Origin of the sequence: Mycobacterium riyadhense, assembly GCF_963853645.1 — a bacterium.
In the GTDB taxonomy this organism is placed as follows: Bacteria; Actinomycetota; Actinomycetes; order Mycobacteriales; family Mycobacteriaceae; genus Mycobacterium; species Mycobacterium riyadhense.
Map to the genome: position 1 here is coordinate 713,728 of NZ_OY970456.1, position 22,479 is coordinate 736,206.

At 65.6% G+C, this 22,479-nt stretch carries 21 protein-coding genes; 10 read left to right on the forward strand and 11 right to left on the reverse strand.

Annotation, left to right across the window (positions count from 1 at the left end; translation table 11 throughout):
* Positions 1 to 240: 240 nt before the first annotated feature.
* Positions 241 to 699: a universal stress protein gene (locus AADZ78_RS03095; protein WP_085251375.1), complete on the forward strand. Its 459-nt coding sequence runs from the start codon at positions 241 to 243 to the stop codon at positions 697 to 699.
* Between the two features lie 12 nt (positions 700 to 711).
* Here AADZ78_RS03095 and AADZ78_RS03100 read toward each other — a convergent pair whose 3' ends face one another.
* The 3 genes from AADZ78_RS03100 to AADZ78_RS03110 are packed head-to-tail and all read right to left on the reverse strand — an operon-like array spanning position 712 to position 3,773.
* Positions 712 to 1,332 (reverse strand): hypothetical protein, encoded by a 621-nt coding sequence (locus AADZ78_RS03100; protein WP_085251374.1) that lies wholly within the window; start codon positions 1,330 to 1,332, stop codon positions 712 to 714.
* A 2-nt stretch (positions 1,333 to 1,334) separates the two neighbouring features.
* Positions 1,335 to 2,567: a serine hydrolase domain-containing protein gene (locus AADZ78_RS03105; RefSeq protein WP_085251373.1), complete on the reverse strand. Its 1,233-nt coding sequence runs from the start codon at positions 2,565 to 2,567 to the stop codon at positions 1,335 to 1,337.
* 9 nt (positions 2,568 to 2,576) lie between these two features.
* Positions 2,577 to 3,773, reverse strand: coding sequence for an acyl-CoA dehydrogenase (locus AADZ78_RS03110; RefSeq protein WP_085251372.1), 1,197 nt, complete (start codon positions 3,771 to 3,773; stop codon positions 2,577 to 2,579).
* A gap of 35 nt (positions 3,774 to 3,808) precedes the next feature.
* Here AADZ78_RS03110 and AADZ78_RS03115 point away from each other — a divergent pair, with 35 nt between their 5' ends.
* The 5 genes from AADZ78_RS03115 to AADZ78_RS03135 are packed head-to-tail and all read left to right on the forward strand — an operon-like array spanning position 3,809 to position 8,208.
* Positions 3,809 to 4,189, forward strand: coding sequence for a DUF3054 domain-containing protein (locus AADZ78_RS03115; protein WP_085251371.1), 381 nt, complete (start codon positions 3,809 to 3,811; stop codon positions 4,187 to 4,189).
* An 11-nt stretch (positions 4,190 to 4,200) separates the two neighbouring features.
* Positions 4,201 to 4,677, forward strand: coding sequence for a GNAT family N-acetyltransferase (locus AADZ78_RS03120; RefSeq protein WP_085251370.1), 477 nt, complete (start codon positions 4,201 to 4,203; stop codon positions 4,675 to 4,677).
* The gene (locus AADZ78_RS03125) at positions 4,674 to 5,762 is read left to right on the forward strand and encodes an LLM class flavin-dependent oxidoreductase (RefSeq protein ID WP_085251369.1); all 1,089 of its coding nucleotides are present in this window, start codon (positions 4,674 to 4,676) and stop codon (positions 5,760 to 5,762) included. Before AADZ78_RS03120 ends, AADZ78_RS03125 begins: the two co-directional genes overlap by 4 nt.
* Positions 5,759 to 6,889 (forward strand): LLM class flavin-dependent oxidoreductase, encoded by a 1,131-nt coding sequence (locus tag AADZ78_RS03130; RefSeq protein ID WP_085251368.1) that lies wholly within the window; start codon positions 5,759 to 5,761, stop codon positions 6,887 to 6,889. Before AADZ78_RS03125 ends, AADZ78_RS03130 begins: the two co-directional genes overlap by 4 nt.
* Positions 6,886 to 8,208, forward strand: coding sequence for an NtaA/DmoA family FMN-dependent monooxygenase (locus AADZ78_RS03135; protein WP_085251367.1), 1,323 nt, complete (start codon positions 6,886 to 6,888; stop codon positions 8,206 to 8,208). The genes AADZ78_RS03130 and AADZ78_RS03135 overlap by 4 nt, the downstream gene beginning before the upstream one ends.
* On the opposite strand, the gene AADZ78_RS03140 is transcribed toward AADZ78_RS03135, so the two are convergent.
* Genes AADZ78_RS03140 through AADZ78_RS03150 form a run of 3 tightly spaced genes read right to left on the reverse strand, consistent with a single transcriptional unit; the run spans position 8,205 to position 9,724 of the window.
* Positions 8,205 to 8,792: a dihydrofolate reductase family protein gene (locus AADZ78_RS03140; protein WP_085251366.1), complete on the reverse strand. Its 588-nt coding sequence runs from the start codon at positions 8,790 to 8,792 to the stop codon at positions 8,205 to 8,207. The genes AADZ78_RS03135 and AADZ78_RS03140 overlap by 4 nt on opposite strands.
* Positions 8,793 to 8,822: 30 nt before the next feature.
* Positions 8,823 to 8,981: a hypothetical protein gene (locus AADZ78_RS03145; RefSeq protein WP_204903473.1), complete on the reverse strand. Its 159-nt coding sequence runs from the start codon at positions 8,979 to 8,981 to the stop codon at positions 8,823 to 8,825.
* On the reverse strand, positions 8,978 to 9,724 hold the full coding sequence (locus AADZ78_RS03150; RefSeq protein ID WP_085251365.1) for an MBL fold metallo-hydrolase: 747 nt from the start codon (positions 9,722 to 9,724) through the stop codon (positions 8,978 to 8,980). Before AADZ78_RS03150 ends, AADZ78_RS03145 begins: the two co-directional genes overlap by 4 nt.
* A gap of 334 nt (positions 9,725 to 10,058) precedes the next feature.
* Here AADZ78_RS03150 and fgd point away from each other — a divergent pair, with 334 nt between their 5' ends.
* Genes fgd through AADZ78_RS03165 form a run of 3 tightly spaced genes read left to right on the forward strand, consistent with a single transcriptional unit; the run spans position 10,059 to position 14,323 of the window.
* Positions 10,059 to 11,069, forward strand: coding sequence for a glucose-6-phosphate dehydrogenase (coenzyme-F420) (gene fgd, locus AADZ78_RS03155; protein WP_085251363.1), 1,011 nt, complete (start codon positions 10,059 to 10,061; stop codon positions 11,067 to 11,069).
* Positions 11,062 to 13,143, forward strand: a complete 2,082-nt coding sequence (gene pta / locus AADZ78_RS03160) for a phosphate acetyltransferase (protein ID WP_139828814.1) — start codon at positions 11,062 to 11,064, stop codon at positions 13,141 to 13,143. The genes fgd and pta overlap by 8 nt, the downstream gene beginning before the upstream one ends.
* A complete protein-coding gene (locus tag AADZ78_RS03165) occupies positions 13,136 to 14,323 on the forward strand; it encodes an acetate kinase (RefSeq protein ID WP_085251408.1) in 1,188 nt (395 codons plus the stop codon). The genes pta and AADZ78_RS03165 overlap by 8 nt, the downstream gene beginning before the upstream one ends.
* A 4-nt stretch (positions 14,324 to 14,327) precedes the next feature.
* Here the strand turns inward: AADZ78_RS03165 and AADZ78_RS03170 are convergent, their stop codons facing one another.
* On the reverse strand, positions 14,328 to 15,530 hold the full coding sequence (locus AADZ78_RS03170; RefSeq protein WP_085251361.1) for a DUF1501 domain-containing protein: 1,203 nt from the start codon (positions 15,528 to 15,530) through the stop codon (positions 14,328 to 14,330).
* A gap of 10 nt (positions 15,531 to 15,540) precedes the next feature.
* Positions 15,541 to 16,857, reverse strand: coding sequence for a DUF1800 domain-containing protein (locus AADZ78_RS03175; protein ID WP_085251360.1), 1,317 nt, complete (start codon positions 16,855 to 16,857; stop codon positions 15,541 to 15,543).
* A gap of 53 nt (positions 16,858 to 16,910) precedes the next feature.
* Here AADZ78_RS03175 and AADZ78_RS03180 point away from each other — a divergent pair, with 53 nt between their 5' ends.
* Complete coding sequence (locus AADZ78_RS03180; RefSeq protein ID WP_085251359.1) at positions 16,911 to 17,813, forward strand: endonuclease domain-containing protein; 903 nt, start codon at positions 16,911 to 16,913, stop codon at positions 17,811 to 17,813.
* Positions 17,814 to 17,899: 86 nt separating this feature from the next.
* Here AADZ78_RS03180 and AADZ78_RS03185 read toward each other — a convergent pair whose 3' ends face one another.
* The 3 genes from AADZ78_RS03185 to glnX are packed head-to-tail and all read right to left on the reverse strand — an operon-like array spanning position 17,900 to position 22,454.
* A complete protein-coding gene (locus AADZ78_RS03185) occupies positions 17,900 to 20,152 on the reverse strand; it encodes a serine/threonine-protein kinase PknG (protein ID WP_085251358.1) in 2,253 nt (750 codons plus the stop codon).
* Positions 20,152 to 21,135 carry a glutamate ABC transporter substrate-binding protein gene (locus tag AADZ78_RS03190; RefSeq protein WP_085251357.1) on the reverse strand — a complete coding sequence of 328 codons (984 nt, stop codon included), beginning with the start codon at positions 21,133 to 21,135 and terminating at the stop codon, positions 20,152 to 20,154. Before AADZ78_RS03190 ends, AADZ78_RS03185 begins: the two co-directional genes overlap by 1 nt.
* Positions 21,135 to 22,454 (reverse strand): protein kinase G-activating protein GlnX, encoded by a 1,320-nt coding sequence (gene glnX, locus AADZ78_RS03195; RefSeq protein WP_085251356.1) that lies wholly within the window; start codon positions 22,452 to 22,454, stop codon positions 21,135 to 21,137. Before glnX ends, AADZ78_RS03190 begins: the two co-directional genes overlap by 1 nt.
* Between the last annotated feature and the right edge of the window lie 25 nt (positions 22,455 to 22,479).

Sequence of the window (22,479 nt, forward strand, 5' to 3'; positions counted from 1 at the left end):
CGCAGGTCCAGGAGATCAAGTCTGTGATCTTCAGGTTCGGGAACTCCCGCGCTGGGTGCTTGACCTCCTTCCAGCCCCGACTTGCGCAAGTTTGCAGAAGCAAAACGCGCAGGTAGCAACGCTTATCGAGAACATGGAGCGACTGGGGCGCAAGACTGTGCGGGCCGTGCGGGCTCGGGCTATGGCCGATTCGTCTCCATCTGGGAGGTTTAGCCGCCGTCGGGCCTTACACTGGGGCGAGTGAGCGCTTATCAGACCGTGGTGGTCGGCACCGATGGCTCGGACTCGTCGCTGCGTGCGGTGGCGCGCGCAGCCGCGATCGCTGCGGATTACGGCGCGACATTGATCGTTGCGACGGCGCATCTCGCCGTCCCTGAGGAAAAGGGTCGCTACGCCATACCGCCGGGGAGCGACCACGGCGCGGACTACCGGACGGTGGGCGAGGCCCCCTTCTACGCGATCCTGCAGAACGCCAGGGAGCGGGCGCACCAAGCCGGGGCCAAGCACGTGGTGGAGAAGTCGATCGTCGGTGCCCCCATCAACGCGCTGGTGCACTTGGCCGAGGAAGTCGAGGCCGACCTGCTGGTCGTCGGCAACGTCGGACTCAGCAGCGTCGCCGGGCGGCTGCTGGGATCAGTCCCATCCGAAGTCTCCCGCAAGGCCAAGACCGACGTGCTGATCGTCCATACCACCGACTGACCTACCGCTCTTTTAGCTGGGCCACCCGCTGGCGGTGTTCCGGTAGTTCGCGTTGGGCGCACTGCAGAAGTCCGAGGCCGTACCAGCCAGCAAGACAAAGTAACCTTCGACGCCGCGGCGGGTGTCGCTGAAGGGCGGGTAATTCCAGCCGCTGTTGCACATCGCATTCGGTCCACCCGCCGTTGCCCGACGCCAAGCTGACTTGACGCACGCAGTGAGCGCCTCGACGTTGGGGACGGTGCTCTTGGCGATGACCAGCATGCCGCCGCCCCATTGTCCGTCGGCCCGTCGGTAGGCGCGCGCCCCGAATCCGGCGTTGTTTTGTTGGCAACCCAATGCCCGTTGCAACGGCTGGAACACCGAGGCGAGGTCGCGATTCGTTAGCGCGGCTGCGGCCGTGATGAATTGGGCCGCGTCCGAGCCGTCAACCTCTTGGACGTTGGGATTGCCGAAGCTAAACAGCTGCTGCGCGATCCCCTGGGCTGCTCCACCACCACCGATGACCGGTCCGCTGCCGGTGGACGTCATCGGTGGCAGCGTCACGCTGGGGTCGGCGTCCGCACGGGGCGTCACCACCGAAAGGCACAATAGCGCAGCGATAGTGACGACTATCCGATGTGCAATAACTCCCATGGCTATCTCCCCAGTGGCATGGGTGGGGCGTCGTTCGGCGCCACCTCGGCACCGATCTTGCGAAATAATATGTCGGCCTCGTTGCTGTAGTTGCCCTGGTTGTCGAACGCCTCGGGGGCGTAGGTAACCGCGACGGCGATCGCAACCTTCTGCGACGGCAGATAGGCTTCAACGGCGGCGTAACCGGCAAACATGGGATTCTGCATCAGCCAATCGCCCGATATGACGATGCCGAGACCGTAGGTATAGCCATCGACTTGCTCGAAGCAGGTCGGACAGCCGGGTTGAGTATGCGTCTTGCCGCGCAGATCGGTCGACACCATCTTCTTGTAAGACGCCGCGGAGAGGAGTTTGCCTGAGCCGATACCGACTGCGGTGGTCTCCATGTCATAGATGGTCGTCGTCTGGATGGCACCGTGCGTGATGGTCCAGGACGGATTCCAATACGTCGACTCTTCGTAAAACGGTGTGTCAGCAGGGATTTTCAGAAACGCGCGACGCTCGGAGCTGAATGCGTGCAGGGCGGGTTGGGGGATGACGGGCGTATCGGAGTTGGCGGTGGCTGTCAGGCCCAACGGCGCAAGGACCTTCTTCTGCAGCAGCGAAGCCATGTCCTGGCCGGTGGCCTTCTCCAGCGCCAGACCAAGCAGGATGTAGTTGGTGTGCGCGTAGTTCCAGTTTGTCCCTGGTTCATACAGCAGTGGTCGCGACGCGATGTGGTCAAGTATGTCCTGAGTTGTCCACTGCCGGAACGGGTTGGCATAAAACAAGTTGTCGAACGCATCATTGCCCAGGACGTAATCGGGATAGCCCGATGTCATCTGAGCCAGCTGACCCAGCGTGACGCGATCGGCGTGCGGAAAGTCGGGCAGCCACTTGGACAACTTGTCGTCGAGGCTGACCTTCTTCTCGTCGACCAGCTTCAGCAACAAGGTCGACACGTAGGAGATCGCGACCGCGCCGTTGCGAAAGTGCATGTCAGTGGTGGCGGGCACGCCGGTCATGGAGTCGCCGACGGCCCGCGTGACGATCTCTTTGCCGGCCGCGGTAACCCGGACGATCACCGCTTTCAGATGCGCCTGCGCCATGAAGTCACGGACGACGCGCATCACCGCTTCAGCCTTGGCCTCGGAGCCATTCGCTGATGAGATCGGTGGTGCGGTCGGCGGCGATCCGCAGCCGGACACCATCGTGACAGAGACCAGCACACAACCGACACGTCGCAAGATTTGCATGCATGTCTCCTACCGGAAGGCAGCCAAGCCCGTGAAGGCTTGGCCCAGAACCAGTTGATGCATCTCGGGAGTGCCCTCGTAGGTCAACACCGACTCGAGGTTGACCATATGCCGGATCACCGGGTACTCGAGCGATATTCCGTTGCCGCCCAAAATGGTTCGCGCGGTGCGGCAGATCTTGATCGCCTCGCGGGTGTTGTTGAGCTTGCCAAAGCTCACCTGTTCGGGCCGCAGGCCCACGCTGTCCTTGAGACGGCCCAGGTGCAGTGACAGCAGCTGGCCCTTGTGTAGTTCGACCGCCATGTCGACGAGTTTGGCCTGCGTCAGTTGAAAGCCGGCTATCGGACGGCCGAATTGGGTGCGCTGTGTCGCGTAGTCGAGCGCGGACTGCCAGGCAGACCGAGCTGCGCCCATCGCTCCCCACACGATTCCGTAACGCGCCTCAGACAGACACGCCAGTGGCCCCTTGAGACCGACGGCCTGGGGCAGCATCGCGTCGGCGGGCAGTCGTACATCGTCGAGGACCAGCTCGCTGGTGATCGACGCTCGCAGGGACAGCTTGTGGTGGATGGTGTTGGCGGAAAAGCCTGGAGTGTCGGTCGGGACGATAAACCCCCGAATGACCCCGCTCCCGTCGTCGGTGGCGGCCCAAACGATCGCGACATCGGCGACCGAGCCGTTGGTGATCCACATCTTGCGGCCGTTGAGCACCCAATCCGAACCATCCCGTCGCGCACGGGTTTTCATCGCGGCCGGGTCGGAGCCGACGTCGGGTTCGGTCAACCCGAAGCAGCCGACCAGCTCGCCGGTGGCCATGCCGGGCAGCCATTGCTGCTTCTGCTCCTCGGAGCCGTTATTCCAGATCGCGAACATCGATAGCGAGCCCTGCACGGACACCAGTGAACGGATGCCGGAGTCGGCGGCTTCGAGTTCCAGACAGGCCAGGCCGTAGTGGACGGCGGACGCGCCGCCACATCCGTAGCCGTGCAAATGCATGCCCAGCAAGCCGAGTTCCCCGAACTGTTTGGCCAGTTCGCGCGCGACGGGCAGGTCACCGTTCTCGAACCAGCCGGCGACGTGCGGGGTGACGTGCTCGGCGCAGAATTTTCTGACGGTGTCGCGAACCGCGAGTTCGTCGTCGGACAGCGACGCGTCGAGCCCAAGTGGGTCGTAAGGGTCGAAGGCGGGGAGTGTGTCGATGCTCATGCCCCAATCCTGCCCGGGCCCGGTAATCTCGCTGCATGCAACCGCGGCATGGGTCGGCCTGGCTAGCCACGGACGTCGTCGCGGTGCTGGTGTTCTGCGCGGTGGGGCGCCGCAGCCACGACGAAGGAATCACGATCACCGGCGTCGCGACCACGGCCTGGCCGTTTCTCAGCGGGACCGTCGTCGGGTGGCTGGCGTCTCGCGGCTGGCAGCGTCCCACGGCCGTGGTCCCCACCGGACTGGTCGTCTGGGTGTGCACGGTCGCGGTCGGCATGCTGCTGCGTAAGGCGACTTCGGCGGGCGTGGCCGCGAGTTTCATCGTGGTTGCGGCGTCGGTTACCGCGGTGCTGCTGCTCGGTTGGCGAGCCGCCGTCGGGTTGGCAACGGCTGGAATGCACCCGAGGCGCAGACGTTAGACATGTAGGTGATGCCCCTCCGCTTTGTCCCGGCGGCACTCGCCGACCCACTGGCGCAACCGCTGCTGGCCGAGCTGGCCGTGGAGTATGCGCGGCGATACGGTCCCACCTCGGAAACGGTGCTCGCGTGGCTCAAGACCAGCCCACCCTCCGAGTTCGCACCCCCGGACGGCGGGATGCTGATCGGGCTGCTCGACGGGCGGCCGGTCACCGGAGGTGCGTTCTGTCGGTACGACGCCGATACCGCCGAACTCAAGAGGATATGGACGGACCGCGCGCATCGCCGTCGTGGCTACGCCAAGGCGCTGTTGGCCGAGCTGGAGGCCGAGATCGCGGCCCGCGGCTACCAGAAGGTTTACCTGGTCACGGGCGATCGTCAGCCAGAAGCCGAGGAACTGTACCGCGCGGTCGGCTACAGGAGGCTGCACCAGCCGCCGCCCGCAGAGGGCCCGGTCCATTTGATCGCCTATCAAAAGAGCCTGCTATGACCGGTCAGCTGCATCTGGCCGTCGCGCTCGACGGGTACGGCTGGCATCCGCAGGCGTGGCGGGCCACACTGGCGTCCAACCCGGACACCCCGTCGGTGCTCAGCGGCAAGTACTGGGCCGGCTTGGCTGCCGCCGCCGAGCGCGGCCTGCTCGACTTTCTCACCATTGACGACACATTGATGCCGCAAATCGGACGGGGCGAGCGCATCCACCCCGAGCGTCTGGCCGGTCGCGGCGACGCCGTGTTGGTCGCGGCCCGCATCGCCCCGGTGACCCGGCATATCGGGCTGATTCCGGTAGCGACGGTCACCCACACTGAGCCATTTAATGTTTCGAAATCAATTGCCACCCTTGACTATGTGTCTCATGGCCGGGCGGGCTGGCAGCCGCGGGTTAGCGTGACGACGCACGAGGCGGCGCTGTTTGGCCGCCGATCGGTGAACGCTGACGAGTTGTTCAGCGAAGCAGCCGATTACGTCGAGGTGGTGCGCAGGCTATGGGACAGCTGGGAGGACGACGCGGTGATCCGCGACGTGGCCACCGGGCGCTACATCGACAGGGACAAACTGCATTACATCGATTTCACGGGAAAGCTTTTCTCGGTCAAGGGACCGTCGATCACGCCGCGTCCACCGCAGGGGCAGCCGGTGCTCGCCGCGTTGGCGCACGCCGGCCCCGCGTATGAGTTTGCGGCGGCCAGCGCCGACATGATGTTCATTACGCCCACCGATGCCGCGTCGGTGCGCGACATTCTCGACGAGGTGGCCGATAGTCAGTTGAAAGTGTTTGCGGACGTTGTTGTTTCGTTTCATGGCGAGGGTGACTTCCGGTCCGACGCGCTGGTGTGGTCGGGCAGTGCGACGGAGTTGGTGGACATGCTGCTGCAGTGGCAGCGGATCGGCATCGACGGCGCGCGGCTGCGGCCCGCCGTGAACGCCACCGATCTTGCGGTCATTGTCGACGAGGTGGTGCCGTTGTTGCAGGGGGCCGGGTGTTTTCGCACCGGCTACCGGGAGGGCGAGACGCTGCGCGAGCGGCTGGGTCTTCCGGCGGCAGTCAACCGGTACACGGCGGTGGCGCGGTGATTCCGCTGTCGATCCTGGACCTGGCTCCAATCAGCGCCGGGAGCGACGCCGCGACAGCCCTGCGCAACACCATCGAACTGGCCCAGCACGCCGAGCGGTGGGGCTATCGCCGGTTCTGGATCGCCGAACATCATTTCGTCGCCGTCGCCAGTGCGGCACCGGCCGTGCTGATCGGTCAAATCGCCGCCGCCACCAACACAATTCGCGTTGGATCCGCCGCCGTGCAGCTGAGTCACACCACCGCCGCCGCGGTGGTGGAGAGTTTCGGCATGCTCGACGCGTTCTATCCCGGCCGCATCGATCTCGGCCTCGGCCGGTCCGGGCAGCGGCGTCTCACGACGAAGAGGGCGGGCTCGTCGAAGCGGCGAAAGCCCCGGGAACCGAGGCCGCCGCGAGAATGGCGCGAGGTCGACGGCGTGGTGATCCCGCCGCCCTTCGACCTACGCAGCCTGCTCGGCAGCGGCCGGGTACAGGCCACCATGGCGATCCTGCAGCAGCCGGAGGCGGTGGCGCCCGAGTTTGCCGAACAGGTCGGCGACATCGTCGCCATGCTGTCCGGCACCTATCAGGTCGACGGCTTCGACGTGCACGCGGTGCCCGGCGAAGGCGCGGGCCTAAGACCGTGGATCTTCGGAAGTAGCAAGGGACCCAGCGCCCAGCTAGCCGGAGCGCTGGGGTTGCCGTTCGTCGCCAGCTATCACATCACTCCGGCCACCGCGCTGGAAGCCATCGACGCCTACCGCGACGCCTTCGTCCCTTCGGCGGCGCTACAGCGGCCATACGTCGTGGTGTCGGCCGACATCGTGGTGGCTGACGACACCGACACCGCCCGTCACCTGGCGTCCACGTACGGCCATTGGGTGTACTCGATCCGGGCCGGCGACGGCGCCATACCCTACCCCGACCCCGACGACAACGTGCCACTGACCGATCAGCAGCAGGCCGTCGTAAAAGACCGGACCGAAACGCAATTCGTTGGCAATCCGGACGAAGTCGCCGAACGGTTGCAGGCGCTGCAGCGAGCGGCTGGAGCCGATGAACTCGTGATCACCTCGGTGACACACCGGCAGCAGGACCGGCTGCGGTCACACGAGCTGATCGCCAAACGCTGGGGGATAAGCTCATGAGCCGCAAGCCAATTCACCTGGCGGCCCACTTTCCGGGCGTCAACAACACCACGGTGTGGACCGACCCGGGTGCGGGCAGTCAGATCGCATTCGACTCGTTCGTGCACCTGGCGCGCACCGCCGAACGCGGATTGTTCGACTTCTTCTTTTTGGCCGAAGGGCTGCGGCTGCGCGAGCACCGCGGCCGGATCTACGATCTCGACGTGGTGGGCCGGCCCGATACATTCACCGTGCTGGCGGCGCTGGCCGGCGTCACCGACCGAATCGGGCTGACCGGGACCATCAACACCACCTTCAACGAACCATTCGAAGTGGCAAGGCAATTCGCTACACTAGACCAGCTGTCCGGCGGCCGCGCCGGCTGGAACATCGTCACTTCGTCCGACGCATTCACCGGTGCCAACTTCCGGCGCGGTGGGTTTTTGGCCCACGCCGATCGCTACGTGCGGGCCGAGGAGTTCCTCACCGTGGCTCGCGAGTTCTGGGCCAGCTGGGCGCCGGACGCCGTAGTGGCGGACGTAGCGGCCGGGGTATATATCGATCCGGAGCGAATCCGCAGCGTCGAATTCACGGGTTCTCACTTCGATGTGCGGGGCTTCGCGACGTTGCCTGCGGGGCCGCAGGGTCAGCCGGTGCTGTTGCAGGCCGGGGACTCCGATGAGGGTCGGACGTTCGGCGCCAGGCACGCTGATGCCTTGTTCACGTTGCACGGGTCGCTCGAGGACGGTCAGCGTTACTATGCCGATGTCAAGAGACGTGCTAAGGCCCACGGTCGAGACCCAAACCAGCTCAAGGTGTTTCCGGCGGCGACGTTCGTCCTGGGCGACACCGACGACGAGGCGCAGGACAAGGCGCGTCACATCCGTTATCAACAGGTGAGCGGTGCAACCGCGATCGCGATGCTCGAGCAGGTGTGGGGCCGGGACTTGTCGGGCTATGACCCCGACGGTCCGCTACCCGACTTCGACCCGATCGTCGACAGCAATATCACCCAGGGACGCGTCCGTCACGGCGACCCGATCGCGATGGCCCGCAAGTATCGCGAACGTGCTCTAGCCGAGAACCTGTCGATCCGCGAACTGGTCATCGCCGTCACCAGCCGGCAGCAATTCGTCGGCACGCCAACGTATATCGCCGACGAGATCGACCGCTACATCCAGGCCGACGCCTGCGACGGGTTCATCTTGGTGCCGCACCTCACGCCGCACGGCCTCGACGAATTCGTCGACCGGGTGGTGCCGCTACTGCAGGAGCGCGGCGCGTTTCGCACCGAGTACACCGGCGAGACACTGCGCGAGCACCTGGGGCTGGCGGGCTAGCGGAGGTTCTGGTAGGCCAGCCGCACCAGCCCGTCGTCCAACTGCTCCGAGCCAACCAGGGCGAACCGGTGCTCGCTGGAAACCCGCCCGAATAGTGGCGTGCCGCCACCGAGCACCACCGGGTGCACGGTAAGCCTCAACTCGTCGAGCAGCCCGCGCTCAACAAAATTTCCGACCGTAGTAGGCCCGCCCACCACATAAATGTCGCGGCCGGGCGATTCGCGCAATCGTTGCACCGCGCCGAGGTCACCGATGGCCTGCGCCACCGGCCAGTCGAGTTCGTCGGGGCTGTGAGTCAGCACGTAATGCGTTGTGCGGTCTGCAAATTTGGCGTACCGGATCTCATCGGTGGTGGGAATGGCGCCGGTAGCCGCCAGCGGCGTGGCCGGATCGGCGATGATTGCGCGCCAATACTGTTCGTAGTCCGGATACATCGCACGGCCGAGCACGCAGGCGTCGACCCGGTCGAACAGCTCCCAATCAAAGGTGTCGGGATTGCTGCCGATCCAATCGGTCGCACCGTTGGCCCTTTCGGCCATGCCGTCCAGGGAGATCTGCATGCTGGCGACAATCTTGCGGGTCATGTCGGTACTGACCGCGGTTTGGTACGAAATTCACCGCGATTCGACGAGGGCAGCGAGCTTGTCCAGCGCCATCCGGGTGCCCGTCTCGTTGTCCGTCACGGAAACCCCGGGCGGGATGCACTCGTGCAGCACGACCACATCGGTGCAGCCTGACGCGCGGATGTGGCGCAAGACGCAGGTTTTCGTCACCCGCGGCCTTGCGCGAGGGCGGTCGCTTGTTCGGTTGCCTCCCGAATCGGGCCGCGCCATAGGTCGCCGTGGCCGGGTGCCAGGATCTCGGATTCCAGCAGGGCTAGCGCGGACAAACTGCGGATACAGTCTTGCTGGCTGCGGCTGAACACTTCGGGCAGCAGCTGCGGCCCGCGGTGCCGCAGCAGCGGATGACCGGTGATCAGCGCATCCCCGCTGGCCAGCACACCGTCGACGAGATACGAGCAATGACCGCTGGTATGCCCCGGGGTGAACACTGCCCTCGGGTGGCCGGGCAACCCGGCGGCCGTCTCGTTGGTCAGCGGCTGGGTGGTCGGGATGCCGTCGCGGATCAGGCCGCCACTGCGGACCACGTGAACACCCCAAACCGCCCAGCGGGGCCGCCAAATGCGCAGTGCGACATCGAGAATCGACACCTGCTCGAGGTATTCCCGCTTGGCGTGACCGACCTCCTCGGCGTGGCAGTACACGGGCGTGCCGTGCTCGCTGGCAAACCAGATTGCTGAGCCTAGATGATCGATGTGCGCATGCGTGAGCAGGATGGCGCGCACATCTGCGGGCTGATGGCCCAGGTGTCGCAGCGACGCCAGCACCTCTGCGCGGTCGCCGGGATAGCCGGCGTCGATCAGCATGACACCGCTTTCGTCGCTGACCAGCACCCAGTTGACGGCATGGCCCTGGGCGAGGTGAACCTTGTCGGTGACCTGAAGGAGCTGTGCCATGCCCGCGAGTCTAGGAGCGATCGCAAGCGCGGCGTAGCCGGGCGTGGCGGGTCGCGACGATGGTGGGGGAGCGATCGCAAGCGCGGCGTAGCCGGGCGCAGCGGGTCGCGACGATGGTGGGGGAGCGATCGCAAGCGCGGCGTAGCCGGGCGCAGCGGGTCGCGACGATGGTGGGGGAGCGATCGCAAGCGCGGCGTAGCCGGGCGTAGCGGGTCGCGACGATGGTGGGGGAGCGATCGCAAGTGCGGCGTAGCCGGGCGTAGCGGGTCGCGACCGCGAGTCTAGGAGCCGGGCGTAGCGGGTCGCGACCATGGGATAGGAGTAGAAAGAACTGGTGGCTGAACTGAAACTCGGGTACAAAGCATCTGCTGAACAATTCGCACCGCGCGAGCTCGTCGAACTGGCTGTCGCCGCCGAGGAACATGGCATGGACAGCGCCACCGTCAGCGACCATTTCCAGCCGTGGCGGCACAAGGGCGGGCACGCCCCGTTTTCGTTGTCCTGGATGACCGCGGTCGGCGAGCGTACCCAGCGGTTGCTGCTGGGAACCTCGGTGCTTACCCCCACCTTCCGCTACAACCCCGCCGTCATCGCACAGGCTTTCGCCACGATGGGCTGCCTGTATCCGAATCGCGTATTCCTCGGAGTGGGGACCGGTGAGGCACTGAACGAGATCGCCACCGGATACGAGGGTGCATGGCCGGAGTTCAAGGAGCGGTTCGCCCGGCTGCGCGAATCGGTGCGGTTAATGCGGGAACTGTGGCGGGGCGACCGCGTGGACTTCGGCGGCGAGTACTACCGGCTCAAGGGCGCCTCCATCTACGACGTCCCGGAGGGCGGAGTGCCCGTCTATATCGCCGCCGGCGGTCCCGCGGTGGCCAAGTACGCCGGCCGTGCCGGCGACGGCTTCATCTGCACGTCCGGCAAGGGCGAGGAGCTGTATGCCGAAAAGCTGATGCCCGCGGTCCGTGACGGCGCCGCGGCGGCCAATCGTAACGTCGACGACATCGACAAGATGATCGAAATCAAGATCTCCTACGACACCGACCCCGAGCTTGCCCTGAACAACACCCGGTTCTGGGCGCCGCTGTCGCTGACCGCCGAACAGAAGCACAGCATCGACGACCCGATCGAGATGGAGAAGGCCGCCGACGCCCTGCCCATTGAGCAGATCGCCAAGCGCTGGATCGTGGCATCGGACCCCGACGAGGCGGTGGCAAAGGTCGGCCAGTATGTGACGTGGGGTCTTAACCACTTGGTGTTCCACGCGCCCGGGCATGACCAGCGCCGGTTCTTGCGGCTCTTCCAAACGGACCTGGCGCCCAGGTTGCGGCGACTTGGCTGACACCTCGGCGATCTACATAGCCGCGCCCGAATCGGAGACCGGCAAGTCGACGATCGCGCTGGGGCTTTTGCATCGCTTGACCGCGATGGTGGCCAAAGTGGGTGTGTTCCGGCCGATTACGCGGTTCGGCGAGGACCGCGACTACATCCTCGAACTGCTGCTGGAGCACACCACCGCAGGTCTGTCCTATGAGCAGTGCGTCGGCGTGACCTATCAGCAGCTGCACGATGACAGCGACGCCGCGATAACCAGCGTCGTTGACTCATATCACGCGATGGCCGATAAGTGCGATGCGGTGGTGATCGTCGGCAGCGACTACACGGACGTCACCAGCCCCACAGAGCTCTCGGTCAACGCGCGAATCGCGGTCAACCTCGGTGCGCCAGTGTTGTTGACGGTGCGAGCGAAGGGCCGCACTCCCGCTGAGGTCGCCAGCGTGGTCGCGGTCTGTTTGGCCGAGCTGTCCGCCCAGCGCGCACACACCGCAGCGGTGGTGGCCAACCGATGCGCTCCCGGCGAGCTGGACGCCATGCGCGACGGGTTGGCGGCGCTTCCGCCACCTGTCCCGCGCAGCTATGTGCTGCCCGAGGAGCCGCTGCTAGCCGCGCCCACGGTGACCGAACTAACCGCGGCCGTGAACGGGACGCCGATCCGCGGTGACGCACAGCTGGCCCAGCGCGAGGTGATGGGCGTGATGGTCGCCGGGATGACCGCCGACCACGTGCTGGAGCGGTTGCGCGACGGCATGGCGGTCATCACCCCCGGCGATCGTTCGGACGTGGTGCTTGCGGTCGCCAGCGCCCATGCGGCCGAGGGGTTTCCGTCGCTGTCGTGCATCGTCCTCAACGGCGGGTTTGAGCTGCACCCGTCGATCGCGGCTCTGGTGTCGGGGCTGCGGCTGAGGTTGCCGATCATCGGCACCACGCTGGGAACCTACGACACCGCCAGCGCGGCCGCCGCGGCGCGCGGCCGGGTCACGGCGGCGTCCCAGCGCAAGATCGACACCGCGTTGGAACTAATGGATCGCCACGTCGACGTCGCAGACTTGTTGGCGCAGCTGGCCATTCCGATCCCGGCCATCACCACCCCGCAGATGTTCACGCGTCGGCTCCAGGAACAAGCGCGTTCGGACCGCAAGCACATCGTTCTTCCCGAGGGGGACGACGACCGCATCCTCAAATCCGCCGGGCGCCTCCTGCAGCGTAGCGTCGCCGACCTAACCATCCTTGGTGAGGCAGCCCAAGTCCGGTTGCGGGCAGCAGAACTCGGCGTCAACTTGGACGAGGCGAAAGTGATCGATCCGCGCACCAGCGATCTGCATCACGAGTTCGCCTCCCAGTACGCGGAGTTGCGCAAGACAAAGGGAATCACCGTCGAGCAGGCTCGCGAAATAATGAACGACGCCACCTATTTCGGCACCATGCTGGTTTACAACGGCATGGTCGACGGTATGGTCTCCGGCGCTGCGCACACCACGGCGCACACGGTGCGTCCGGCGCTGGAGATCATCAGAACCGTTCCGGACGTCTCCACGGTGTCCAGCATTTTCCTGATGTGTCTGCCGGACCGGGTGCTCGCCTACGGAGACTGCGCGATCGTCCCCAACCCGACGCCCGAGCAGCTGGCCGACATCGCCATCTGCTCCGCCCGCACCGCCGCACGGTTCGGCATCGAACCGCGGGTGGCCATGTTGTCCTACTCGACCGGCGATTCCGGCAAGGGAGCTGACGTCGACAAGGTCAGGGCGGCAACGGAGTTGGTACGCGGCAGGGATCCGGAACTGTTGGTCGAGGGGCCCATTCAGTACGACGCCGCGGTAGAGCCCTCCGTCGCCGCCACCAAGTTGCGTGATTCGCCGGTGGCGGGGCGCGCGACGGTGCTGATTTTCCCCGACCTCAACACCGGCAACAACACCTACAAGGCGGTGCAGCGTTCCGCCGGGGCGATCGCGATCGGCCCGGTGCTGCAAGGTCTACGCAAGCCGGTCAATGACCTATCTCGGGGAGCGCTGGTCGAAGACATCGTCAACACCGTTGCCATCACTGCGATTCAGGCGCGGGATGTCCATGGTTAGCACCGTGCTGGTGATCAATTCCGGCTCGTCGTCGCTGAAGTTCCAGCTGGTCGAGCCCGGCTCCGGCGAGTCCCTGGCACGCGGCAGTGTCGAGCAAATCGGAGAGCCATCGTCGTCCGTCACCGACCACGACGCGGCATTGCGTCGCGCGTTCGACATGTTGGCCGCCGACGGCATCGACCTGCAGACCTGTGGGTTGGTCGCGGTCGGACATCGGGTAGTCCACGGCGGCAACGAGTTTCACCAACCGACGGTGCTGGACGACCAGGTGATCGACAAGCTCGGCGAGCTTTCCCCACTGGCCCCCTTGCACAACCCGCCCGCGCTGTTAGGCATCTCGGTGGCGCGCACGTTGTTGCCCGAAGTTCCGCATGTCGCAGTGTTTGACACGTCCTTTTTCCATGACCTGCCGCCCGCGGCGGCGACGTATGCGATTGACCGTGGGCTCGCCGAGCAATGGCAGATCCGGCGTTACGGGTTTCATGGCACATCGCATCGGTATATCAGTGAGCAAGCCGCCTTGTTCGTGGACAGGCCTCTTAGTGAGTTGAATCAGATTGTGCTGCATCTAGGTAACGGTGCGTCGGCTTCGGCGATCGCCGGCGGCCGGCCGGTGGAAACGTCGATGGGCCTCACACCGCTGGAGGGTCTGGTGATGGGCACCCGTAGCGGTGACGTGGATCCGGGCGTTTTCAGCTACCTGTGGCGCACGGCGAAGATGGGCGTGGACGGCATCGAGTCGATGCTCAACCATAAGTCCGGGGTGTTGGGGTTGTCGGGTGAGCGCGACTTTCGGCGACTGCGGTCAATGATCGAATCAGGCGATAGCTCCGCGCAATTGGCTTACGACGTGTTCATCCACCGGCTGCGCAAGTATATCGGCGCCTACCTGGCCGTGCTGGGGCACACCGATGTGGTGAGCTTCACCGCCGGAATCGGAGAGCACGACGCGGCGGTGCGCCGGGACTCCATGGCGGGGATGACTGAGCTCGGCATTGAACTCGACGAGGACCTTAATGCTGGCTCGTCGGGGGACGCGCGACGGATTTCGTCAGACAATTCACGCATTGAGGTGTTAGTAGTCCCGACCGACGAAGAGCTAGCGATTGCCCGCGATTGCCTCGGAGCGATCGCAAGCGCGGCTAAGCCGGGCGCGGCGGGTCGCGACCGACGAATGTAGCGTGCTATAGGAAACCCAGGCTGGCGCGGTCCGTTCCGACGGACGGTGTGGGGTCGGTCCCGAGGGTGTGCATCAGCAGCTCGTAATAGATGTCTCGAAAGTCGGTGGTGGGCTTGAGGTCTCCGTGGTCGAGGTCGGTGAGGCTGGGCTCCTCACCGTAGCAGCCGCCCTTGACGGGTACACCCGCGACAAATACCGGTCCGGCGGTTCCGTGATCGGTGCCTTGCGAAGCGTTGGCGGCCACCCTGCGCCCGAACTCTGAATATGCCATCAACACGACGTTGCGACCCCAGCGGTCCCCGGCCATCTGCTGCAGGAATCCGGTGACGGCTTCGTCGAACGTCTGCAACAGTCGCTGTTGGGTGTCCCGTTCGTCGGCGTGCGTGTCGAAGCCGCCAAGATGCACCATGTACACACGAGTCGGGACGCGTGCCAGTATTGCGCTGGCCACCATGTTCAGCCGGGCGGCGAGCGCGTTGTCCGCCGCGCCCGTCGCCCTGATTAACCCGAACGCCGCGTCGGTGGTGCGTGCGGCGCGATAGGACTTGCGCACGGCCGACATGGTGGGTGTGTCGTCGGGGTCGTCGGCGCCAAGCACCTGCATCGTTTCGCCGAATATATCGGCCTTCTGCCACCGTCCCGCTGGCACTGTTGTCGTCGAAAGTGCTGCCGCCGTGCGTGTCTCGCCAACAGCGAGCAGAGGCAGCACCGCGCCGACACTGACCGCGCGCAGCGGGTCGTCGCCGGTCGCGTCCAGCCAGCGACCGATCCAGCCCGTCGGGACGGGTGTGGCCGGTGAGGCCGTCTGCCAGATGTCCATGGACCGGAAGTGGCTGTGGTCTGGTTTGGGATAGCCCACGCCGCGCACGATCGCAAGCTGTCGCTGGTTCCATACCTGAGCCAGGCCCCGCATTGCCGGGTTGAGCCCTAGCTGCTCGTCCAGGTGTAAGACCTCCTCCGGTGCGTAGGCGAGTTCTGGTCGAGCGTCGTGATAGGCGTTGTTCGCGTATGGAATTACCGTGTTGATCCCGTCGTTCCCACCGTAAAGTGTGACGATCACCAGGATTCCGGCGTTATCGGCCAGCGGCCGGTCCCGTGCCGCGAGAAGCAGGTCGTGCCAACTGACTGCCACCGCGCCGGACAGTAATCCGACGGCGCCCACGCCGGCGCCGGTGATCAGGAATCTGCGGCGGTTCAGTCCAGGCATTCCAATCTCGCTACGACGTAAGGTATTCGGGAGTATTGACGGCGGCGGCTACCAACTGGGCGGGTCTACTTGCCAGGGGTGCCAGTGCGGCTACCGTCCGGTCGGTCCACGCTCCCACACCGATCAGATAGCCGACCGCGTCGATACGTTCGCGCGGCGCAGCGCTTTCGATCATCGACAGGTCGGCGACGCGCGCTAGCGCAATCCCGACGCGCAGCCGCGCCCTGGCCGATGCGGTGGATAGCCACACCTGGCCGCGTGGCCAGCCGTTGACGTCGGCGGGGAAGAAGGGCCGCTGACCCAGCGCTCTAAGCGTCGCGTCGACGAGCTTCAGCTGCGCAGGTGCGTCGATGGGGACTCGCAATGCGCGGACCACGCCGACCAGCCACTCGACCGGGGCGGTGACGACGGCTGCCCGGGCGCCGGTGAATTCGTCATCGGTGAGGACGGCTCGGGTGACGGCCTTGAGGTCGCGTTTGGGGCCATAGGCTGCGACCAGACGGTCCAGAACCTGGGGGGACGGTGGGTCGTCGGAGGCCAGCTGCTGCCACAAGCGCCCGGCGACGTGGGCCGGTGAGCTGGGCTGACCAAGGACGGCGTCGCAGAACCCGTCGGCGTCGAAGTCGCGGGTTACCCCGAACAGCGTCTTGGGACCGAAGTCATGGCGCCGGGGAACCATCGAGGTCTGACCGTCGGCGCCGATGACCCATCCGGTCAGGGCGCGAGCGCCGGCGCGAACGTCGTCCTCGGTGTAGCCGTTAGCGTGCCCTAGTGTGAACAGCTCCATGAATTCGCGCGCCAGGTTCTCGTTCGGGGCTTTGGCGGTGTTGAGCTGGCCGTCCAGCCAGCGCAGCATTGCGGCGTCGGTGAGCATGGTGTATGCGAGGCTGCGGAAGTCGCCCAGGGCCAGCGTGCGTAGCTTCTGATTCTGCGCAGCCATATACGCCGCGACCTTGACCTTGTGGGCCGAAGTGGCAAAGTGGTTGTGCCACACCAGCGTGAGCTTTTCGTGGATCGGCGTCTGGGCGGCGACCATGCGGCGTAACCACCAGCGGGTCAGCTCGTCTGTTTGCTCGGATAGCTGGCGCGTGTACTGTGTCCGAGCCGCGGGCGTTGCGCCCTTGCCCGGAGGCTGCGGTGGGATCAGCGTGGGCATAGGGGTCGCGGCCGCGCCCGGGTCGGCGTCGGGGTTGGCTGCGAGCACACCGTCGACGTAGGTCGGCCAATCCTGACCGACCACCGCGTCGACCTCCGTTCCGGTTGCACCGAACCCGGCTCGGCGCAGAACCCGAGCCGTGGTGATCCACCGCGCGGACTGCCCGGCCATGGTTCAACTGTGAAGTGTGTACCTATGTTTTCGCTTAGTTTTGCGGCCTGTGGATGGACGAATGCGCAGTCCGCAGTCGTCGTGCGATTGTTTGCGCCGTGGCGGGCGCTCCGTTCATCGGCAGTGAGGCACTGGCGTGCGGAGCATTGAGCCGGCATCAACTGCGCGCGCGGTACCGCGCGGTGTTTCCCAACGTATACCTGGGCAAAGACGTCGAGCCATCGTTGGAGCAACGCATCGCGGCGGCCTGGCTCTGGTCCAACCGGGAGGGCGTCATCGCGGGAGCGGCCGCGGCCGTCTTGCACGGCGCCAAGTGGGTTCCCGACAGTGTCCCGGTTGAGCTGATGCATAGCAACACTCGCCCGCCGAATGGTGTGGTGACTCGGCGTGACGTGCTCCTCGACGGTGAAACGCAGCTGATGGACGGTCGCATCGTCACCACACCGGAACGTACCGCATTCGACATCGGCCGCCGTGGCGCGATTCGTTCGGCGGTTGCGCGGCTTGACTCGCTTTCGCGTGCAACGGGTTACAAAATCGAAGACGTACTGAACATAGCGAAGGGCCATCCAGGAGCGCGCGGGGTGCGGCGCCTGGAGACTGCCTTGGAACTCGTCGACCCAGGCGCGCAGTCGCCCCGCGAGAGCTATCTGCGGCTGCTCCTCATCGATGCTGGCCTGCCCCGGCCGCGGACCCAGATACCGGTGCTGGACGTGGACCGGGTTCCGGTCGCTTACCTGGACTTGGGCTGGGAGGAATATCTCGTCGCCGTCGAATACGACGGAGACCACCATCGGGTGGACCGAGGTCAGTACGTCAAGGACATTCGGCGATACGAGATGCTCGAGCGGATGGGCTGGATCGTCGTGCGGGTCGTCGCCGAAGACCGTCCCGCGGACATCATTCGCCGTGTGCGGGCCGCGATCACGAAATCGAGTGTGCACCTAGGGCTTTGAGTGTGTATCAGGGGCGGGATCTGAGCGATTTCACCGCCAAGGATTCACACTCGAAGCCAAGGATTCACACTCGACCGCCCCGCGATTCAGAACGTGCTCGTGGGCCGCACCTTGTTGGCCATGTCCACCAGGGTGTAGCGATGCCGCTGGGTAGGCGCGACCCGGGCCAGGCTGCGCAGCGAGGCCTCGACCCCCAGCCGTAGCCCGTGCTTGGTGAAGGGAAAACCGAGGATGTGATTGGTGCTGGCTTCGTTGTCTTCGAGCCAGTCCATCGCGCCACCGAGCACCAGCGCCCGAATCTGCAGCACTCGCGGTTCGGTGGGCGGCAACGCCTCCACCCGACGGGCGGCGTCGCGGATCTGCTCCTCGGTGATTTCGTTTGCCGACCGGCCGGACAGCAAGGTCACCGCGCTGGTCAGTCGTGCGGTCGTGAAATGCCTTGACGTAGGCGGCACCTCATCGAGAGTTCGCACCGCACCGGTTCGATCGCCTTCGGCCGACTGGGCTCGGGCCAGTCCGAAAGCCGCCGAGATCACCCCGTCGTTGGTCCGCCACACCGTCTGGTAGAACTTGTGCTCGTCGGTGGCGCCGGCCAATTCGGCGGTCGCCGCCAGCGCCAGCTTGGGCGCCAGTTCGCCGGGGAAAGTATCCAACACCTCGGTGAAATGCTTTGTGGCAGAGTCGTAGTCACCGGTGAGCAACTCGGCGAGCGCGCGGTACCAGACCAGTCGCCATTGCCAGCCGACCCGCTCGTAGAGGTCGTCGAGTTTGCGGGTGGCCTTGCTTACATCGCCCAGGTCCAGCAAGGCCCGCACTTCCATCAGCGGCAGCTCTATCGACTCCGACAGGTCGAGGCCTTCGGCGTCCAGTGTGCCGTGACGGGCGGCGCGCAGCGAGTCCAGGGTCTGCACCGGCTGCGAAAGCACCGTCGCCTGCAGCACCGGAGCGGCGACGTCGGCCGGGTCGACCAGCGGCACCTGCAGGGCGGTCACGATCTCCTTGGCGGTCAGCTTCTCCGAATGCACCTGGCCATCCAGATACACATCGGTGTGTGCGACGGAGAGGTCCACGCCGAACGTCGAGCGGCTGGGACTGAAGATCGTCGAGAGCCCTGGCCTCGGAATTCCGGTGTCCTGGGCGACCACTTCCCGCAACACACCCATCAACTGCGCGGACATCTCCTCGGCGCTGGCGAACCGTCGCCGCGGGTCGGGCTCTATGGCGCGGCGCAGCAACCTGCCGAACGAGTCGTATGTCGTCAGCACCGGATCGTCGTCGGGCAGCCCGTCGACATAGCGGCCGTTGCGGGTGCGCAGGTCTAACGTCAAAGCCGCGAGCGTGCGTCCCACCGTGTAGATGTCGGTGGCCACCGTCGGACCGGTCCGTACGATCTCCGGTGCCTGGAAGCCGGGGGTGCCGTAGAGATAGCCGAACGAGTTGATCCGCGACACCGCACCCAAATCGATCAGCTTGAGCTGCTCCTCGGTGAGCATGATGTTTTCCGGCTTCAGGTCGTTGTAGACCAGGCCGATGGAATGCAAATAGCCCAGCGCCGGCAGGATTTCCAGCACGTAGGCAATCGCCTCGGCGACTGGCAGCTTCTCGCCTTTGGCGCGCTTGAGCGATTGCCCGCCGATGTACTCCATGACGATGTAGCCGACCGGATCGCCGTGCTTGTCGGTGTGCTCGACAAAGTTGAAGATCTGCACGATCGACGGGTGCACCACCTCGGCCAGGAACTGCCGTTCGGCCATCGCGATCGCCTGCGCTTCGGCATCGCCGGAATGAACCAGGCCTTTGAGAACGACCGGACGGTCGTTGACGTTGTGGTCGACCGCCAGGTAGACCCAACCCAGCCCGCCGTGCGCGATGCAGCCCTTGACTTCGTACTGGCCCGCGATGATGTCTCCCGGACTCAGCTGCGGCAGGAACGAATACGGACTGCCGCAGTACGGGCACCAGCCCTCCGACGCGCCCTTGCCTTCCGAACTCGACCGGCCGACCGGGCGTCCGCAGTTCCAGCAGAACCGCTTGGACTCCGGGACCACCGGATTGGTCATCAGGGCCTTGAGCGGATCGATATCGGGTACCCGCGGGATTTCCACCAGGCCGCCGCCCAGCTTTCGGACCGGCTGGAGCACCCGCTGAGTCGCCGTGACCCGGTCCTGCGGCTGGGTATCTATGGTGCCTAACGAGATCGGAAAGTCGTCGTCTTCGTCGTCGTCGAAATCGGGGCGGAAGAGCGCCTGGGTGGCCAGCGGCCGTTCCGATGACCCCGTGGTGTGCATGTCCGCGGGTTGCGTGCCAGGACTCACGTCCTCCGAGTCAGGCTTGCCCATCAGTCCACATACCTGGGCGTGGGTGGGGCGGGCGCCGGGCCAAGTACCGTTAGCCACTTGCGGTACAACGCGTTCCAGGTGCCGTCGGTGCGGATGCGTTCGAGCGTGCCGTTGACGAACCGAACCAGCCCGGTGTTGTCGAGGTTGATCCCTATCCCGTAGGGCTGGTTGGCCATGTTCGGGCCGACGATGTGCAGGTAGGGGTCTTCTTCCACCAGCCCGGCCAGGATCGAGTCATCCGTGCTGACGGCGTCGATCTCCCGCTGCTGCATTGCCACCAGGCAATCAGCCCAATTCACAACCGACACGACGATGGGCGGCGGTGCGATTTCCCGGATGCGGCGCAGCGAGGTGGTGCCCCTTGCCACACAGACTCGTTTACCAGAAAGGTCCGACGCTTTTGCGATCGCCGAGTCCCGCGGGGCGAGGATGCGCTGGTTGGTGTCGAGGTAGACGGTGGAGAAATTCACCAGCTTGCGCCGTTCGCAGGTGATGGTCATGGTCTTGACGACGACATCGACCTGGGATTTCTGCAGCGCGGTGATGCGCTCGTCGGCCGACAGGATCCGGTACTCGACATGATTCGGGCTACCGAAGATGTCGCGCGCCACCTCGCCGGCGATGTCGACGTCGAAGCCGGTGATCTCGCCGGTGATTGGGTCGCGGAAGCTGAACAGGTTGCTGCCGATGTCGAGCCCGACGATCAACCGCCCCCGCTCGCGGATGTTGGCCACCGCGGCGTCAGCGTCGGCCTTGTTGGAGAAGGGACGCAGGCTGGCGGTGGGGTTGCAGTCCTGGCTCGTGTTGTCCGGCGGCAGTGGCGGCTCGACCGGCATGACCTGCATCCCGACCGGCGTGGGCAGCGGCAACGTCGGAGTGGCTTCGACCTTCAGCGGCTCGGAGTGACCGCAACCGGCCACCACCATCGCCACTGCGAGCGGGGCAACTGCCCGCCGGAGAACTCTGCTGGGCAGGCGCCGCATCACCGATACTCTTTCAGCCTCGGCCACAGGCCCAGGGCCACCGCAATGGCGGCACCCAGGCTGAGCACCACGCCGCCCACCTGCGCACCGGCCAGGCCACGATGGGCGTTGAGGATGTCGTTGCGCAGATGGTTGCGGCTTTGACCCATGGCTTTGGCGAGCGCTTCCTCGAGCTTGTCGAACGCTGGGGTGGAATCGTCCGCACCCTTGCCGAGCGCAACCTGGGTGGCCGCCCGGTAGTTGCCGACCGAGATGTAGGAGTTAATTCGGTCGTTGGCCTGCTGCCAGCGGACCAGCAGCTGGTCGGCGCCTTGCAGGTCCGGCTTGTCGACGGCGTCGTGGCGGGCCATGTAGGCCTCGAGCTGGTGGTGCATGGCGTCGATGCGCTGATAGAAGGATTGCTTTCGGACTTCCTCGTCGCCGCGCCGGATCAGTGACAGCGTCTCGTCGGCGCGTGCCTGCTGGGCGGTGATCGCCAGGTTGGTGACGGTCTTGAGCGATTCGGCGGCGGTATCTTTCGCGCTGCGGCTGGCCGTCGTGGAGATTGTCAGCGCGGTTCCGACCCACACCACCATTACGAGAATACCGAGTGCGCCCACGACAAGGCCTGGGTTAATTCGCCTTCGGGTGCGCCGGGCTAGCCAGCGATGCGAGAACGCGCCGAAGGCGACCGTGGTGGCGACGACGAGGATCACCGGCGCCGGGATCTGGGTGGATGCGGTGGTTTCGGTGTCTACCCGCGCTGATGTGGCCTGGTACAGCTGTTGCGCGTCGGGCAGGATCGTCGACTGCATCAGCCCTGATGCCTCCGACAGGTATGACGACCCGACGGGGTTGCCCGCCCGGTTATTGGTGCGCGCGATCTCGATCAGCCCGGCGTAAACGGCCAGTTCGGCGTTGATCCGGCCCAGCAATTGCACCAGCGGCTCGTCGGTGAGTCCGCCGGCCGCCCGGGTAACGGCTACTGCGGCGTCGGTGATGGCCTGCTCATAGCGCATTCGGACGGCGCGCGGTTCGGCCTGGGCGATGAACGCGGTGGCCGCCGCGGCGTCGGCCACCGAGAGCGTGGTGTAGAGCCGCCCGGCCGCGAATGACAGCGGCTCGGTGTGGTCGAGCACGGTGGTCAGCACTTGCTGACGGTGGGTGATGGTCGTCGAGGTGGCGAATGCGCTGGAGACGCCCAGGGCCGCCAGCACGATGCCAATGGTCAGGATGCGGCCAGGGGTGGTCGAGATGAACCACCAGCGGGGATGGGCCGGTTCGGCAGGCGAGCGCGATCCCAGCGGCTCGGTTGACGGGTGCGCCAGCTCAACCGTCACGTCAGCTCCGACCTCATCTTTCGGC